The organism is Caproiciproducens sp. NJN-50 (assembly GCF_004103755.1).
Taxonomy (GTDB): domain Bacteria; phylum Bacillota; class Clostridia; order Oscillospirales; family Acutalibacteraceae; genus Caproicibacter.
Map to the genome: position 1 here is coordinate 2,096,216 of NZ_CP035283.1, position 14,448 is coordinate 2,110,663.

A 14,448-nucleotide genomic window follows, 5' to 3' on the forward strand; every position below is an offset into this window, starting at 1 on the left:
AAAGTAATTGCCTATTTTGCTGAAACTGATCTCTCCCATTTTAAGGTCACACTCAGGTGATTCAATCCGGGTTTCGCTCTCGCCGCCGGATTCCACGTCGATAGCTTATCAAGTTAATTTTCCGGGTCATGGATTTTACGCTTTTGGTCAGAAGCCATTGCATCCCGGTCTCAGAAGCTCCAATATTTTCGCATCATCTTCCGCCGTAGCATCCGGCATGGGAAAGGTGCTGGTGCTGCTGGTTGCCACGCCCTGCAGCTTCAGTGCCTCTTTCAAAACGGGAAGGAACGGACTGCGTATGGTGTAAAGGCGCATCAAACGGTTAATGATTTTCTGTCCTTTCGCGATTCCCTCAATATCGTTTTTCCTGATCGCTTTGACCCAATCCGCACATACCGCCGGCACAACGTTCGAAAGGGAACCAATGCAGCCATTGCCGCCGGATAAAACATTGTGCGCAAAATTGTCATCATAACCGGAATAAATTTCAAATGAAGGAATTTTGCCCTTGACAAGCTCGATCAGCATTCGGGTGTGGTCCATTCCGGCAATCGTATCCTTTATCCCGATAATATTACCGTGGGCTTCGGCAAGTTCCAGAACGGTTTCCGCCGGAATCGTGCATCCTGTATTCTGTGGGAAATTGTACAGATACATTGGACCGTCGATCATGGATGCCAGTCGGTCATAGTACTGGAACAACGCTTCACTGCCAAACTGAAAATAGTATGGGGGTAAAATCATGACAGCATCAGCGCCGTTTTTCAGACAGAAGTTTGAAAATGACACCGTCTCGTCCGCCACCATGCTGGTTGTTCCAATCACTAATTTTACGCGGCTGCAAATCGCATCAATTGCAAACTTCGCCATCGTTTTTCTTTGTTCCATATTCATTGCGAAGAATTCACTGCTGCTTCCTTCCACCAAAATGCCGTCAATACCGTTTTCAATCAAATTGTCATACAGTTTCTTCTGGCTTACAAGATCCAATCTGCCATCTTCATGAAACAATGTAATGGCAGGCGTGAAGTAAACTGCATCCATACCCATTCCTCCTATTTTCTCAAGAACAATTATGCATCGAGGCTTCTTTTGGCCCTATGTCTTTCACACCCCCTGTTTTTACCACTCATTTTTCCGCTGTGCGGAAACGTTTTTCTATTTTTCAGGCGCATTTTTATCATATACTCCTGAGAAAAACTTGTCAAGCACTGTTTCGTAATTTTCACCGAAAAAGTTGTAAAATCAAAACAAATGTTGGGCTATCTTAAAACGATTTGCTCTTATTCAATCATCACTCCGTCAATCTCCATAGATTTGTTTCTGAAAGTCCTCCGATGATGGCGGATATGTCTTATGGAAACAAAATCAATCAGAAAAAGCAACTCGCTGAATTTTTCCATAAAAATATCCAGGAACCTGCATGGTTCCTGGATATTCTGTTCGCCGGATACGGTCCCGGCTTGACCGCCCGTGATTTGGTTTTGTTCCTCCAACTTCGATTGACCGTCTTGGTCCTCGGCCGTTCCATACAGTTTTCGGAACGAAACGGCAAAGCTTCCTTCGGGAAAGGGAATGGCCCTCCACTATTTTGTATCCGCAAACCGCCGTTTCAGATTCCGTAATATTCATCAACAAGATTGACGGATTTCAGCAGATCAATGTTTCCAATCAGATCGTCAATCCGGGAATCGGCCGCAATTTTATGTTCTTCTGAAAACAGGATTCCGCGATCCGATATTTTTGAAACAAGTTCCAAATTGTGCGTTGAGGTGATGATCGTTTTTCCAGCTTCTCCCAAAGAATTCAAAAGACGGATCAGCCAGACCTGGGTTCTGGGATCCAGACCGTTTGTCGGCTCGTCCAAAATCAGGACTTCGGGATTCATCACAAGCACGGAAGCCAAAGCGACCTTCTTCTTCTCCCCCCCGCTGAGTTTATAGGGAGTCTTTCCCAACAGATTTTCTATGCCGAGCAGCGCGGAAATGTCACTGATTCTGCTTCTGACTGTTTCCGGATCAAGCTTTTGCTGCAGCAGGCCGAACGCTATTTCATCCTCCACCGTGCTGCAAAAAAGCTGTACGTCCGGATTCTGAAAGATAAAACCTACCTGACGGTGATACTTTCCGGAAAAATGATCGTCATTCCAATCTCTCTCCGATACCACATTGTGAAAGGCGCGAAAGATCCCTTTCTGAGGAGAAAGCAAGCCCGACAGCAATTTCAGCAGTGTTGATTTGCCGCATCCGTTCGCGCCGAGAATACATACGCGCTCCCCTTTGCAGATCGTGAACCGGACGTCGTCCAGGACCGGCTGGCAGCCAGGATAGGAAAAAGAGACTCCCTCCAGCTCAAAGATTGGATTTTCTCCGTCTTTCATCACTTGACATGTTCCCCCACAATTAACAGAAATAATATCGCAGCATTGATGACAAGGAAGACACCGTCTCTCCATTCCATCTTAAGATCAAGAAGCCCAGTCGACTCTCCCGTATAGCCGCGGCAGCACATGGCCTCATAGATTTCTTCGCTCATGCCGTGTCCTTTCAAAAACAAATACGCGGCGCTGTGCGCCATAAACCGACGGTTATCCGAAGATTTCAGCTTACCCAGAGTGCGAAGGGATCTGGCTTCCATCATTTCCTGAGCAATTTCGGCCAATAAGAAGAGATAGCGATAAGTCATGTTCAAGATCGAAGTAACAATGGATGGGATATGCATGGCTTCCAACCCGGCGGTGATTTTCGACCATCTGGTTGTCAGAAAGAGCAGGAAAGCGAAGGATAGAGAAATTCCCGTCCGAAACATGAGCCGGAAGGCCGTTTTCAACCCTCCTGAGCTGAAATAGATGCCGTCCCTGATTCCAAAGCAACCGGGTCCGGTCACATAAAAAAGGGGACGGCCTTTTATCAGCAAACTGCTGACTCCCGGCAGCGAGACAAGAAAGACCGCCAGAGGAACAACCAGCCAGATCCGTCTGAAAAAAGTCTTTGCCGGTATTCCCGACAGTCCCGCGTACACAAGCGGAATCACGGAAAGAATTGTCAAAACAGCCATATTGCCCGTCATGCTGCCAAAGGCAATGAAGACAAGAAAAACGCACAGCTTGACTCTGGGATCAACGATCTGAAGAAAATTGTCCTTCGCCGCATATTTTTCACAGTACAGTTCATTCTCAACGACGCCGGATATATTTTTCAACGTTCTACGCAGAAAATGCGTTTTGGAACCGGGATGGTCCCCGAAGGAGCCATCCTCGTTCTTCAAAAGCCATTCCGGAATCCTGTTTCCGCATCCGCTTTGCTGCATTCTATTTTTGCCCGGTGCCTTTCTTGTTTTTTGTAATCAGTCTGGACATCAGGAAAATCAGGAAGGAAATCAGAAGGATGCCGACCAACGCCGAAAGTATGTAACCGGCGATAGAACCAACCTGACCGTCCCCAAGCACAGGCAGCGAATAATCGGGCATGATCGCGTTCCACCTGTCCGACATGGAAGCCAGCCCCTGCGGAATGTAACCGAGGGCGTCTTTGATTTCATCCGTCCCCCATTCGCCCCAGGCGGTCCCCGTGGCGATCAGGCCCAGCGGTGTAAGAACCACCATGACTATGATCGGGATGAGAAGATTGCGGTATTTTTGAAAAAAGGAAACTTTTCCAAGTCCTGTCGGCGACCCATTGCCGGAAAAGATCTGTGGAGTCACCTTGGCGATATAGGCGACCGCCGCTGCCGTAAGAATTCCCTCGATCGGTCCGGCTATCAGTAAATGGGCGGTCATCATCGAAGGAATCGAGACAGAGAGCGGATAAGGGCAATACAGCGGATGGCCGGCTCCACCCTGGAACAGAAGCGGCTGTATTCCAAACTCCAGAGAAGCACAGAAGGCCGCCAGATTCAGTCCCAGATAACTTCCAAAAAAGGAAGCGGCCAGATTCCGTGAACTGCCGATTTTTGAGCTGCCTGCAAACAATTTATAAAGATAATACCCCGTAAAAGGCATAATGACCGCCATATTCAGGCAATTGACGCCGTAAGCGAGGATTCCCCCGTCCCCAAAGACAAGCGCCTGAATCAATAAAGCCGTGGAAACGCACACTGTTGCCGCCCAGGGTCCCAACAGAATGGCAATCAGCACCGCCCCGACGGCATGCGCGGAGCTCCCCCCCACCACCGGAGCATTAAACATCATCGTCAGAAAAGAAAACGCGGAGCAAAGCGCAAGCGTTGGAATATTTTTTTTCTGAAGCTTTGCTTTTACTTTCTTAAAAGCAGCCGCCCAGGTGGGAAGCATGACAACAAATCCGGGGACCGTAGTCTGCGGGCCCAAATAGCCGTCTGGAACATGCATAATGATAGTCTCCTTCAAAAAATTAAGCCCATGCAAGGCTTTCAGGCCCTTCATGGGTTCAATCAACAATTCAATTATTTTTCCAGCCAGACTGATTCGGGTCTTCATGACCTTATTTGTGTTTATTTTAACCCGGTCCGCCGATTTTGTCAATCATAAACATGGGAAGATGGCTGCATGAGAGCAGGAATAAAAGTGATTTTGTAATAAGCAGATGAAATCAGCAGAAAAAAGGAACGATATTTCTTGCCTTTTCTCTATTTACAAAACGGGTGAAATCGTATAGTCTAAAGGAAAAGGAATTTGGCGAATTGGTGATGAGGCTCACCCTAATGCAGTTTCTGCTGATGGCTTCTACTTTAAGAGATTAAGGTGGAAGCCTTCTATTTTTCTCATAAAGGTGGTATAATACTGTGAAATTGAGCAGAATTATCATTGTCGGACTGGGCGGTTTTCTCGGTGCCGCACTCCGTTACATCATTTCTAACGCAACGGCAAAATATTTCGGTGATTTTCCTGTCGGAACTTTAATCGTCAACATCCTCGGCGGATTTTTGATGGGATTTCTCATGGAGGCAAGTACCAGCCTATGGACTGTTTCACCGAATACCAGGATCTTTTTAACGACCGGAATTCTGGGAGGACTCACAACGTTTTCCACCTTCAGTTATGAAACCATCTCTTTTTTAACGGATGGGGACTATCTGGCCGGTGGAGTGAACGCAGGCCTGAACCTGTTTTCCGCTTTGTTTGCCTGCTGGCTTGGAAAGATCGCCGCGCAATTGATATAAGGAGGTTTTTATTATGATAGGTCACGGGAAACTGTTGAAGATTTATATTGGGGAGTCCGCGGGTCATCACGGAGAGCCTCTTTACCATACGATTATTAAAAAAGTCAAAGAACTAGGTCTTGCGGGAGCTACCACGGTCCGCGGCATCGAAGGATTCGGCGCCAACAGCGTCATACATAGCGTGCGGTTTCTGACGCTTTCGGAAGATCTCCCGATTGTGATCGAGGTGGTCGACACGGAAGAAAAGATCAGCCGTTTGGTCGATCTCCTCGACGGAACCATCACGGCAGGCGTTTTAATGACCCTGCAGGACGTTGAAATTATAAAGTATGAGAAAGCTCAGAAGTAAAGAGCTGATCAATGCCGGGGGCCTGTTTTTCGCAGGCCCCCGGCATTTTTTGATTGATTACAGATTCAATTCTTCGTTGAGCCGGTCCAGCACCTCTTCTGCATCAATGCAATGTACGGCGCAGGCATCCGCAAGGGATTCATTCAGGGATGCCGGACAGCCCAGGCAATGCATCCCACAGCTCATTAAAACGGGGACCGCCTCCGGATACCGCTGAACGATATCGCCAATCAGCATGTCTGAAGAGATTACCTCCTTTGGAGTCTCGTTTTCACCGAAGAACAGCTTTATATCATCATCCACCGTACCGATCCCGGCGATGCCGAAATTTTCAGTCAGGACCTTGGCCACATTGGGAGAGAGAAATGCCGGAAGCGTCGGTCCAAGGTGAATGTTTTTTACGCCCAGAGACAGCAGCGCCAGCAGAACGATGACGGCTTTTTGCTCGTACCACGCGATGTTGTAAACGATCGGCAAATCGTTGACGTCACTGAGCTGAAAAATTTCCTTCAGCTTCAGCGCAATCACCGCAAGAGAATAGGAATCGTTGCACTGGCCCGCGTCCAAAACGCGCGGAATTCCGCCGATGTCTCCAAGATCGAGCTTGTTGTACTTATATTTCGCGCAGCCCGCGGTGAGGATGACCGTATCTTTGGGAAGAGCTTTCGCAAAATCGGTATAGTAATTTCTGGATTTGGCTCTTCCGTCGCAGCCCGCCATGACAACAAATTTCCTGATCGCCCCGGATTTCACCGCCGCCACGATGGTGTCGGCCAGCGCAAACAGCTGATTGTGGGCGAAACCGCCCGTAATCTCGCCCTGCTCGATCTGAGTCGGGGGCGCGCACCGCTTTGCGCGCGCGATGATTTCAGAGAAGTCCTTTTCCTCCCCTACCTCACCCGGAATGTGTTTACAGCCCGGGAACCCTGCGGCGCCCGTGGTATACAGGCGGTCTTTGTAGCTGTCTTTCGGCGGGACGATACAGTTGGTCGTCATGAGGACCGGTCCGTTGAAGCTTTCAAATTCTTCCCTTTGCTTCCACCACGCATTGCCGTAGTTGCCTACAAAATGCGGATACTTCTTAAACGCGGGGTAGTAATGCGCGGGGAGCATTTCCGAATGGGTATAAACATCCACTCCGGTGCCCCCGGTCTGCTTCAGCAGCATCTCCAGGTCGCGCAGGTCGTGCCCCGAAATCAGGATGCCGGGCCGGCTGCCGACGCCGATATTCACCTTGGTAATTTCCGGATTGCCGTAGGCGGAAGTATTTGCTTTGTCCAGCAGGGCCATGCCGGCGACCCCGTATTCGCCGGTCTCGATCGTCAGCGCGATCAAATCGTTCACGCTCAGGGAATCGTCCAACGTCCCGGCAAGCGCGGACTGCAGGAAAGCGTCGACCTTTTCGTCATCCTCCAACAGGGCGTTCGCATGCTTGCTGTAAGCGGAAAGCCCCTTGAGGCCGTACGTGATCAGCTCCCTGAGGCTGCGGATATCCTCGTCTTTGGTGGACAATACGCCGACCTCGGCCGCCTTTGCGGCGAACCCTTCGCGGTTTTCGGATTCCCACAGGGCGGCTTCCGGCAGCACCTCCGGATGCGTCACCTGCGGCAGAAGCTCCTTCTTTTTACGGAGTGTTTCCACAATGCGGTCAACAATGGCGCTTTCGTCAAAGTTTGCGTTTGTGATCGTCGTGAACAGGTTCGCTGTAACCAAATGGTTCACGTCCTGTGCGACGGATTTCCCCTCCGCGCGCAGCTGCGTGGTGACGGCGGACAATGCCTTCGACACATAGACCAGCAGATCCTGCATTGCGGCGACTTCCGGTTTCTTTCCGCAGACGCCCGTTTGCGTGCAGCCGGTACAGCCAGCCGTCTCCTGACATTGATAGCAGAACATTTTGTTTTCCATATTGGATTCCTCCTCGATCTTCATTCATATGCCATTGACCGTGTTCATCATAGCAAACGCCATAAAAAAAATCCGTAACATCGGTTACGGATTTTAGAAGTTCCATCAAATATTCTGCAGCTTCTCCAAATTGGTAATATAAATTTTTTTCTTTTCAATTTTTAAAAGCCCGTCTTCCTGCATCCGCATCAGTTCCCTGGATAAAGAGGGCCGGGCCGTATTTAAGAAGTCGGCCAGTTCCTCGCGGTTCATGGAGAGCGTGACTCTGCCGGCGGCCGAACAGTTTTGAAGAAAGATTTTCGCAATCTTCTGGCGAAGCGAGGCGCAGGACAAAATTTGGACCTTTTGATTGAGCTGATACGCCTTCTGCGCCAGGATGGCCATCATGTTGGAAATCATCTTCGAGTGGCAGCCGCAGTTTTCTCCGCAGGTGTGGGAAAGAAATTCCCTCGGGATCTGTAAAACCTTTGCGGGAGTGACCGCCTGCGCATAGTGATCATATCCCTTTTTCTCCAGAAAAAGAAACACCTCGCCAAACAGTTCCCCCGACCGGCTGAAATTTGCCATGATGCTGCGCTTTCCGGAAACGGAATCATGGCATACAGCCACGGTCCCTTCCAGCAGCACGAACAGTTTCTTAGGAATGTCTTTTTGGGAAAAGATGATTTCGTCTTTTTCGTAGGTCACGATTTCCGATTTGCTGCATGACAGGCATTTTTCGACGTCGCTTTCAGACATTCCTGTAAACAGCGGGCTTTTTCTCAATTCATAAAGCATTTTCTCACTGCATCCTTTTTCTAAACCTGAATCTGATTTATGATATTCCGGCGATGAGTTCCCTCTGCCGCAGAGAGCTCCGCTTTGTTTTACTCCCGGATAAGAATATTCCGGCCATGGGTCCGCATATGTTTTGACAGCAATGCCGTTTTTAACAAAATGTGATGCTCAACATCGCGGCCCATCAACGCAAGCGCTGATTATCTGGGTTGCCGATGTCCAATGGGGGAAACATGAAGGGAATTATTCTGGCCGGCGGGAGCGGTACCAGGCTTTACCCGCTGACGATGGTCACATCAAAACAGCTTTTGCCTATCTATGATAAACCTATGATTTATTATCCGCTTTCCACACTGATGCTTGCGGGAATTCAGGAAATTCTGATTATTTCAACGCCGGGCGATCTGCATCATTTTGAATCTCTGCTGGGGGACGGCTCAAGCTACGGGATTCGATTATCCTACCAGGCCCAGCCGTCGCCGGGCGGGCTTGCGCAGGCCTTCTTGCTGGGGGAACAATTTATTCAGGGAAATCCGTGTGCCATGATCCTCGGCGACAACATTTTTTATGGGAGCGGACTGATTCGCCATTTACGCAGGGCCGCCCAGACAGAAAAAGGAGCGACGGTCTTCGGATATTACGTCGACAATCCGCAGCGGTTCGGCATCGTGGAATTCGATCAGACAGGAAAAGCCGTTTCTCTGGAGGAGAAACCGTCCTCCCCCTTGTCTCATTATGCTGTCACAGGACTCTATTTTTATGACGGGAAGGCCAGCAGCTACGCAAAAGAATTAAAACCGTCGGACCGCGGGGAACTTGAAATCACGGATTTGAATAAAATCTACTTGGAAAAAGATCAACTGAATGTTGTTACTTTGGGCAGAGGGTATGCCTGGCTGGACGCCGGAACCGTCGACTCCCTTGCGGACGCAACTGAATTTGTCCGGGTCATCGAGTCAAGACAGGGGATTCAGATCGCCGCGATTGAAGAGATTGCCTTCCAGAACGGCTGGATCACCGGAGAAAAGCTGTTGGCAGCGGCTCAAAAATACGGAGCCACCCCCTACGGGAAGCACCTGCGGCGCGTTGCCGAGAAGAGAATTATTCATTAGAGGAGAACAACTATGACTTTACTGCCTACCGATCTTTTAGACGTCTACCTGCTTGAACCGAAGGTTTTCGGCGACTCCCGGGGCTGGTTTATGGAAACCTGGTCGGCAAGGGAACTGGAACAAGCCGGTCTGCGTTACGTCTTCGTGCAAGACAACCAGTCTTATTCTGCGAAAAAAGGAACTCTGCGCGGCATTCATTTTCAAGAAGGAGAGGTGGCTCAGGCCAAACTGGTTCGCTGCGGCCGCGGCGCTGTCCTTGATGCCGCGGTCGATCTGCGAAAAGGATCTCCCAGCTATAAAAAATGGATCGCAGTGGAGCTTTCGGCGGAAAACAAGCGCCAGCTGTTAATTCCCCGCGGCTTCGGGCACGGATTTCTTACTTTGACCGACGACGTAGAATTTTTGTATAAGGAAGACAATTTTTATTGCCCGGAAGCCGACCGCAATTTTCTTTGGAATGATTCTGAAATCGGCATTGACTGGGGAATTCAGACTCCTGTTTTATCAGAAAAAGATGCGAAGGCGCCAAGATTTTGTGATTGCGGCGCCAATTTCATTTATCAGCCGGAGAGAAGGGATTGACCTGCAACCCCGGCATGTAATCAATCTCAGATCGATTTGTTCGGAGGGATTGCTTTGAAAATCGCAGTAACCGGAGGGGCCGGATTCATCGGCGGGAACTTCATCCGCTATTTGCTGAAAAACCACCCGCAGGATGAAGTCGTCTGTTTTGACGCGCTGACCTACGCGGGAAATCTGGAATCGTTGGGGGACATCCTCGAACGACCCGGTTTTACCTTCCTTCGCGGCGACATCACAAACCGCAGCGAAGTCGATTCGCTGTTTGAGAAAGAGCGGCCTGACATTCTCGTGAACTTTGCCGCTGAAAGCCATGTGGACCGGTCGATCCAAAACCCGGGGCTCTTTTTGCAGACCAATACGGTTGGAACCGGCATACTGCTGGACGCCTGCCGCAAATTCGGCATCGAGCGGTTCCACCAGGTTTCGACCGACGAAGTTTACGGCGATCTGCCGCTAGACCGGCGCGACCTGTTTTTTACAGAGAATACTCCCATCAACACATCAAGTCCTTACTCCGCGTCAAAAGCCTCCGCCGATCTTTTGGCGATGGCTTATCACCGCACGTATCAGGTCCCCGTCACCATTTCCCGCTGCTCCAATAATTACGGGCCCTATCAGTTTCCGGAAAAACTGATTCCGCTCATGATCGCAAACGCGCTTCAGGAGCTGCCTCTTCCGGTCTACGGAAAAGGCGCGAATATCCGTGACTGGCTGTACGTGGAAGATCATTGTTCCGCCATCGACCTTATCCTTCGAAAAGGAAAAGCCGGCGAAATTTACAATATCGGCGGTCATAACGAGCGCGCAAACCTTCAGGTTGTAAAGGCGGTTCTCCGCGAGCTTGACAAACCGGAAAGCCTGATCCGGTTTGTCACAGACCGCCCCGGCCACGACCTGCGGTACGCCATCGACCCAACTAAGATTCACCGGGAACTCGGCTGGCTGCCAACGACAAAATTTGAAGACGGGATCCATACAACCATAGAGTGGTATTTACACCACAAAACATGGCGGGAACACATCGCCACCGGAGAATACCGCGATTACTACGAAAAATGGATCGAAACAGGTGATTGCCGATGAAGATCACAGTGACCGGAGTAAAAGGTCAGCTTGGCTACGACGTTATGAAAGTTCTGCATCAGCGCGGAGACGATGCCGTCGGCGTGGATATCGATGATTTTGATATCACGGATTCTTCCGCCGTATTGTCCTTCCTTGAATCCGGACGCCCGGACGCCGTGATCCACTGTTCCGCTTACACTGCGGTCGACCGCGCGGAAGAAAACGAAAAGCTCTGCAGGGCGGTCAATGTCGACGGCACCTGCAACATTGCCGCTGCGTGCAAAAAGATCGGCGCAAAAATGGTATTTCTCAGCACAGACTATGTGTTTGAAGGGACTGGCACTCAGGCTCATGAGGTTGATGACAAAAAGGCGCCCCCTAACGTCTACGGCCGTTCCAAGTTGGAAGGTGAAGACGCCGTCCGGAAAATCCTGGCCCGGCACTTCATCGTCCGCACTTCGTGGGTGTTCGGCAAGAATGGGAATAATTTTGTAAAGACAATGCTCCGGCTTGGAAAGCAGGGCGGAGAGATCAACGTGGTGAACGACCAGGTTGGTTCCCCCACCTACACTGCCGACCTCGCTCCCCTGCTCCGCGACATGATTGACACTGAAAAATTTGGGACATATCACGCTACAAACCAAGGATACTGCAGCTGGGCGGATTTTGCCATGGAGATTTTCCGACAGGCAGGCTACCCGACAAAGGTGAATTTTGTCCCGTCATCTCTTTATCCCACAAAAGCGAAGCGGCCTTTGAATTCTCGGTTGAGCAAAAAAAGCATTGAGAAAGCAGGATTCCATTTACTTCCCGCCTGGCAGAACGCTCTAGCCCGGTATTTGAAGGAGATAAAAGAACTTCCATAATTTCGATCAAAATCAAATCATTTGGAAATTTATCGCTGGACAGGAATCTTTTTTAGATTTCCTGTCCTTTTATTGTATGAGAGTCTTCTAAAGCTAAACTTACGAAAAGAAAAAATTGTCAAATTCTACTATGTTTCATACTATGGGATAAAGGGCTTATAAAAAGTCATTTTGCCATAATGAGATTCTTATTGTCCTATGAATGTAAAACTTAACCTACTATTACAATAAAGGTGAGCGGTGATTCATATATGTATTCTTCCAGCTACCCATATTCAGCAAACAACTGTGTCCCGGACGACAATAAAAACAGATATCCACAAAGCAATTATAGTACGTATTATTATAATCAATGTCATAATAATGGAATGTCAAATTGCTGTAACCCATGCAACTGCTGCGATCCATGTCGGTTTTTAAGGTCAACGGGACCAACCGGACCAACGGGGCCAACGGGACCCGCCGGCGCCCCCGGAGGCGACACCGGACCGACAGGTTTCACCGGGCCAACGGGAGCTACCGGACCCACGGGCTTTACCGGACCGACAGGTGATCCCGGACCTACGGGAGCTACCGGACCCACGGGCTTTACCGGACCGACGGGTGATCCCGGACCTACGGGAGCTACCGGGCCGACGGGCAATACCGGACCAACAGGTTTCACCGGACCGACGGGAGCTACCGGACCCACGGGCTTTACCGGACCGACGGGTGATCCCGGACCTACGGGAGCTACCGGGCCGACGGGCAATACCGGACCAACAGGTTTCACCGGGCCGACTGGCGACACTGGACCTACTGGTTTCACCGGGCCGACTGGCGACACTGGACCTACTGGCTTTACCGGACCGACTGGTGATCCCGGACCGACGGGAGCTACCGGGCCAACGGGCGACACCGGACCGACTGGTGATCCCGGACCTACGGGAGCTACCGGGCCAACGGGCGACACCGGACCTACTGGCTTTACCGGACCCACCGGCGACACAGGACCTACTGGCTTTACCGGACCCACCGGCGACACAGGACCTACTGGCTTTACCGGACCCACCGGCCTTGCCGGACTACTTGGCGCTACCGGACCCACTGGCTTTACCGGACCGACCGGCGCTACCGGACCCACTGGCTTTACCGGACCGACCGGCGACACCGGACCTACTGGCTTTACCGGGCCGACTGGCTTTACCGGGCCCACCGGTGACACCGGACCTACTGGCTTTACCGGACCCACCGGCCTTGCCGGACTACTTGGCGCTACCGGACCCACTGGCTTTACCGGACCGACCGGCGATACCGGACCTACTGGCTTTACCGGGCCCACCGGTGACACCGGACCTACTGGCTTTACCGGACCCACCGGCCTTGCCGGACTACTTGGCGCTACCGGACCCACTGGCTTTACCGGGCCGACCGGCGCTACCGGGCCCACTGGCTTTACCGGACCCACCGGCGACACCGGACCTACTGGCTTTACCGGACCCACCGGCGACACAGGGCCTACTGGCTTTACCGGACCCACCGGCGACACCGGACCTACTGGCTTTACCGGACCCACCGGTGACACCGGACCTACTGGCTTTACCGGACCCACCGGCCTTGCCGGACTACTTGGCGCTACCGGACCCACTGGCTTTACCGGGCCGACTGGCTTTACCGGACCAACAGGTGATACCGGGCCCGCGGCTGCAGGTGCAATTATTCCTTTCGCCTCAGGTTCAATTGCAACGCTTACTACTGTACTTGGAGGACTGGCGGGCACTCAAGCACTGATTGCTTTCGGTTCAAATGATACCGGAACATTGGCAGGCGGTATTATTGATATTACTGGTCTTTCCAGTATGGCCTTCAGCATGCCCAGGACTGGAACGGTCACTTCAATTGCCGCATATTTCAGTGTAGGGGCTGCCGTTTCGTTGATTGGATCTACAGTTACAATTACAGCACAGTTGTACAGTTCCGCAACGCCGGATGACACCTTTACCGCGGTACCGGGTGCTACCGTCACGCTGGCACCTCCACTTACGGGTCTTGTTGCCATTGGCACTATAACAAACGGCATAACAACAGGATTGTCGATCCCGGTCACGGATCAGACACGCTTGCTCATGGTGTTTTCAGCGGCAGTCACGGCCGGTATTGATATTGCAACAATTATAAGCGGATTCTGCAGTGCAGGACTTACAATTGTTTAAACTCTAGAATTTAAATCAGCCCGTTCCCAAAACGCTTTGTAGCTTTGCTTAACAATGGGAACGGGCTTCCGTTTTACCGATATTTCAACCTGGCAGCCGATGTATCATACTATGTAGAAACATTGGAGGATATAAAATGAGTAATATAGCTTTGCAAATAGAACGTTTAACCGGTGGTTCAGTAGCACCCACCGGAAACGTTATCTTTGATCATACTGTTTTCTCATCTGGAAATATATCATACAACTCACTGACTGGTGTTATCACTTTTAATGAAGCAGGACGATATGCGGTCAATTGGTGGGTGGCAACCCAGGCAAATCAATCCATCAACGGTACTGTTTTTTCACTATCATCCTCACAAGGAGATTTATTGGCGGGTAACTCGCCATTAAAGACAGATGAGGTGTCAGGTATTGGTATCATTGAAGTCAGTACCGCTCCCGCGACGTTATCGC

Annotated in this window: 13 protein-coding genes, 1 pseudogene and 1 riboswitch; of the genes and pseudogenes, 8 read left to right on the forward strand and 6 right to left on the reverse strand. The window is 50.7% G+C overall.

Going from position 1 to position 14,448, the window contains the following annotated elements; genetic code table 11:
- Positions 1 to 147: 147 nt before the first annotated feature.
- Positions 148 to 1,044, reverse strand: a complete 897-nt coding sequence (locus EQM14_RS10080) for a dihydrodipicolinate synthase family protein (RefSeq protein WP_164919033.1) — start codon at positions 1,042 to 1,044, stop codon at positions 148 to 150.
- Positions 1,045 to 1,337: 293 nt separating this feature from the next.
- Between EQM14_RS10080 and EQM14_RS10085 the strand changes: the two genes are divergently transcribed.
- On the forward strand, positions 1,338 to 1,625 hold the full coding sequence (locus tag EQM14_RS10085; RefSeq protein ID WP_128742820.1) for a hypothetical protein: 288 nt from the start codon (positions 1,338 to 1,340) through the stop codon (positions 1,623 to 1,625).
- Here EQM14_RS10085 and EQM14_RS10090 read toward each other — a convergent pair.
- From EQM14_RS10090 to cbiM, 3 genes are read right to left on the reverse strand one after another with little or no spacing between them, the layout of a single operon-like run.
- The gene (locus EQM14_RS10090) at positions 1,613 to 2,380 is read right to left on the reverse strand and encodes an energy-coupling factor ABC transporter ATP-binding protein (RefSeq protein ID WP_205703254.1); all 768 of its coding nucleotides are present in this window, start codon (positions 2,378 to 2,380) and stop codon (positions 1,613 to 1,615) included. The genes EQM14_RS10085 and EQM14_RS10090 overlap by 13 nt on opposite strands.
- Positions 2,380 to 3,309, reverse strand: a complete 930-nt coding sequence (cbiQ, locus tag EQM14_RS10095) for a cobalt ECF transporter T component CbiQ (protein ID WP_128742822.1) — start codon at positions 3,307 to 3,309, stop codon at positions 2,380 to 2,382. The genes EQM14_RS10090 and cbiQ overlap by 1 nt, the downstream gene beginning before the upstream one ends.
- 1 nt (position 3,310) lies before the next feature.
- On the reverse strand, positions 3,311 to 4,348 hold the full coding sequence (cbiM, locus tag EQM14_RS10100; protein ID WP_128742823.1) for a cobalt transporter CbiM: 1,038 nt from the start codon (positions 4,346 to 4,348) through the stop codon (positions 3,311 to 3,313).
- A 304-nt stretch (positions 4,349 to 4,652) separates the two neighbouring features.
- Positions 4,653 to 4,712, forward strand: a riboswitch (Fluoride riboswitch).
- 49 nt (positions 4,713 to 4,761) lie between these two features.
- On the opposite strand from cbiM, the gene crcB reads away from it, so the two are divergent.
- Complete coding sequence (gene crcB / locus EQM14_RS10105; RefSeq protein ID WP_442861460.1) at positions 4,762 to 5,139, forward strand: fluoride efflux transporter CrcB; 378 nt, start codon at positions 4,762 to 4,764, stop codon at positions 5,137 to 5,139.
- A 13-nt stretch (positions 5,140 to 5,152) separates the two neighbouring features.
- Complete coding sequence (locus EQM14_RS10110) at positions 5,153 to 5,488, forward strand: DUF190 domain-containing protein (protein ID WP_128742825.1); 336 nt, start codon at positions 5,153 to 5,155, stop codon at positions 5,486 to 5,488.
- A gap of 57 nt (positions 5,489 to 5,545) precedes the next feature.
- Here the strand turns inward: EQM14_RS10110 and hcp are convergent, their stop codons facing one another.
- The gene (gene hcp, locus EQM14_RS10115) at positions 5,546 to 7,396 is read right to left on the reverse strand and encodes a hydroxylamine reductase (RefSeq protein WP_128742827.1); all 1,851 of its coding nucleotides are present in this window, start codon (positions 7,394 to 7,396) and stop codon (positions 5,546 to 5,548) included.
- Positions 7,397 to 7,501: 105 nt separating this feature from the next.
- The gene (locus tag EQM14_RS10120) at positions 7,502 to 8,173 is read right to left on the reverse strand and encodes a Crp/Fnr family transcriptional regulator (RefSeq protein WP_128742829.1); all 672 of its coding nucleotides are present in this window, start codon (positions 8,171 to 8,173) and stop codon (positions 7,502 to 7,504) included.
- Between the two features lie 233 nt (positions 8,174 to 8,406).
- On the opposite strand from EQM14_RS10120, the gene rfbA reads away from it, so the two are divergent.
- The 5 genes and pseudogenes from rfbA to EQM14_RS10145 all read left to right on the forward strand — a co-directional run.
- Positions 8,407 to 9,285: a glucose-1-phosphate thymidylyltransferase RfbA gene (gene rfbA, locus EQM14_RS10125; protein WP_128742830.1), complete on the forward strand. Its 879-nt coding sequence runs from the start codon at positions 8,407 to 8,409 to the stop codon at positions 9,283 to 9,285.
- Positions 9,286 to 9,297: 12 nt separating this feature from the next.
- Positions 9,298 to 9,867, forward strand: a complete 570-nt coding sequence (rfbC, locus tag EQM14_RS10130; protein ID WP_128742832.1) for a dTDP-4-dehydrorhamnose 3,5-epimerase — start codon at positions 9,298 to 9,300, stop codon at positions 9,865 to 9,867.
- Between the two features lie 54 nt (positions 9,868 to 9,921).
- On the forward strand, positions 9,922 to 10,950 hold the full coding sequence (gene rfbB, locus EQM14_RS10135) for a dTDP-glucose 4,6-dehydratase (RefSeq protein ID WP_128742834.1): 1,029 nt from the start codon (positions 9,922 to 9,924) through the stop codon (positions 10,948 to 10,950).
- Positions 10,947 to 11,798, forward strand: a complete 852-nt coding sequence (rfbD, locus tag EQM14_RS10140) for a dTDP-4-dehydrorhamnose reductase (protein ID WP_128742836.1) — start codon at positions 10,947 to 10,949, stop codon at positions 11,796 to 11,798. The genes rfbB and rfbD overlap by 4 nt, the downstream gene beginning before the upstream one ends.
- Positions 11,799 to 12,391: 593 nt before the next feature.
- A pseudogene (locus EQM14_RS10145) lies at positions 12,392 to 13,990 on the forward strand (exosporium glycoprotein BclB-related protein); the annotation flags it as partial.
- Positions 13,991 to 14,448 lie beyond the last annotated feature (458 nt).